The organism is Neisseria sp. P0022.S010, assembly GCF_051956635.1.
The window spans coordinates 1-1,998 of record NZ_JBQCXF010000537.1; the positions used below are offsets into that span (position 1 = coordinate 1).

General features: G+C 47.4%; 2 protein-coding genes. One reads left to right on the plus strand and one right to left on the minus strand.

The features are described 5' to 3' along the window. Positions 1-177: 177 nt before the first annotated feature. A complete protein-coding gene (locus ACTHUT_RS19105; RefSeq protein WP_250599460.1) occupies positions 178-708 on the plus strand; it encodes a DUF4189 domain-containing protein in 531 nt (176 codons plus the stop codon). Positions 709-1,102: 394 nt separating this feature from the next. Here the strand turns inward: ACTHUT_RS19105 and ACTHUT_RS19110 are convergent, their stop codons facing one another. Then, the gene (locus ACTHUT_RS19110; RefSeq protein WP_440419424.1) at positions 1,103-1,945 is read right to left on the minus strand and encodes a cell division protein; all 843 of its coding nucleotides are present in this window, start codon (positions 1,943-1,945) and stop codon (positions 1,103-1,105) included. Positions 1,946-1,998: the final 53 nt, after the last annotated feature.

The window sequence follows — 1,998 nt, forward strand, 5'->3', positions numbered from 1 at the left end:
TGATTGCTTGGGTTTATGAGTGATTAAAACAAATCAAAAGGCCGTCTGAAATATAGGGGCGAAATGTTTGCCTTATCCTATTTCAACGTCAGCCGCGTAGAGAAGATAACAAATCATCGTAGGATTGATGCAGCGCAGGCTGATAAAGATTCAAATAATAAATAGATTGGAATTGAAATGAAAAAGTTACTTGTTGTATTGCTAGGACTGGCAAGTCTTAATGTTTATGCCAACGGCTGCGGCGGTGAATACCAACCTGCAACTGGAACTTGTCGTATTATCGACAGCTCGGGCCGACAAATTCTATATAACGTTGGCAGACCACAATCTTCTAATAGTGGTTATTCCCAAAACCAACCAAGGGTTGTCAATATCGAAGTCCCTTCAAAATATGGTGCGTGGGCTACTAATAGTAAAACTGGAGTCTCTGGTGGTGCAATTAATATGGATTCACTTGCAGCCGCTAAAAAACAAGCTATTAAGACTTGTGAACAAGGAGGGCGTAACGCTCCATGTAAAGTAGTGGCATGGGCAAGAAATGGTTGTATTGCTGTTGCTCAAGGTAAGTCTGGTAAAAAATGGACTGTCTTTCCCAGCATACAAGACCCTGGTCTCGCAGAGGCTGATGCATTAAGAAAATGTCAGGAATCTGGTAGTTCTCAATGCTCTATCGTTGCAAACGAAGGTTGCTCACTTCCTAAATTCTAATAGACAAAAGGCTGTCTTTATTCAGACGGCCTTTTCAATCATGGCAAGCCAATGCCGAAATTTAATTTCCATACAAAACAATATATTACATCAAAATCCCTTATTTTTTCAATTTTGCTATTGATAATAGTTATTATTAGCGTATAATCAAAACCACTCGGAAGACGTCCTAATCCGAGCCATTAAACGACAGATTTTATCCCCCTCTTTCCCATTATCTCTTGATACTCGGAGTGCGCATATACGAAACATACCTGTTCCCCTTTATATCAGATACTCAAAACCGAAAAACACGAAACCCACTGCCGATACAGTGGGTTTCGTGTTTTGTGGTGTTCGGTTTATCAGGCTTTGCCGGCTGCTTATCAGGCCGTCTGAAACCGAATAGACCTGATTATCGGCAGGTTTTCATGTTCAATTTGCCATAACGGCCGACAATGTTTCTGATGTCTTGGGCATCGCGCTCGTCGACCGCCATAAAGACCACGGTCATGCGCGCCACGCTCAAACCGGTATCGGGTGCGCTTCTGTCTTCCTGTTCGACAATGCGCGCACCGCCGAAACCTGCGCTGGACAAGCGTGAAATCAAAACTTGGGCGGAAGAGCGGCTGCGTGTTACGTCAATGCTGATTTCGCCATTGTGAATGCTGCCGCTAAAGCCGCGGCTGCCCAAGGCATCAAGCTGGGCGGAAGTGTCGCCGTCGGCAGGCAAGACCACGCGGAAGGTTTTGGAAGAAGTCTCGCCAGCGGATGCGCCGTTGCGTTTTTCGATACTGCGGCTGGCCGCATGAGGCCATTTGCCCAACAAGCCTTTGATGCGGTGGTAATCGTCTTCATCCATCACCACGGTGGCGCTGCTGGTACACAAGCGTTCCACGCCGGCCGCGCCCATCTCTTCTTCAGCGGCGCGACGCTCTTGCGCCTCTTTCTCGCGGCGCATTTTTTCTTTTTTCTCTTTCAACTGCTGCGCTTCTTGCTTTTTACGCAAGGCTTCCGCTTCTTCGGATTCAGGTTCGGCCATAATCAGGCCGTCTGATTCGACCACCACCCAATCGGGTTGCGATGCCTGCTGAGGCTCGGCCTTGGGCGCGTCCAAAGAAGACGGGCGCAATAATTCGTGCGTGCCGCCTTCCAAAGCAGATTCGGGTTTGGCGGTTTTATGTTGTGTCCGATAGGCAACCATGCTGCCAAAAACAATGATGTTGAGTGCGACCAAGACCGCAAACAGCCATTTCATGATGCGTTTTCCTTTTTATTGTCCGTTGCGATGGGCAATCCAATGCAAGAGCC

Excerpts from the sequence above, each read along its gene's own strand:
- ACTHUT_RS19110 (WP_440419424.1), bottom strand. The coding sequence starts at position 1,945 with ATGAAATGGCTGTTTGCGGTCTTGGTCGCACTCAACATCATTGTTTTT.
- ACTHUT_RS19105 (WP_250599460.1), top strand. The coding sequence starts at position 178 with ATGAAAAAGTTACTTGTTGTATTGCTAGGACTGGCAAGTCTTAATGTT.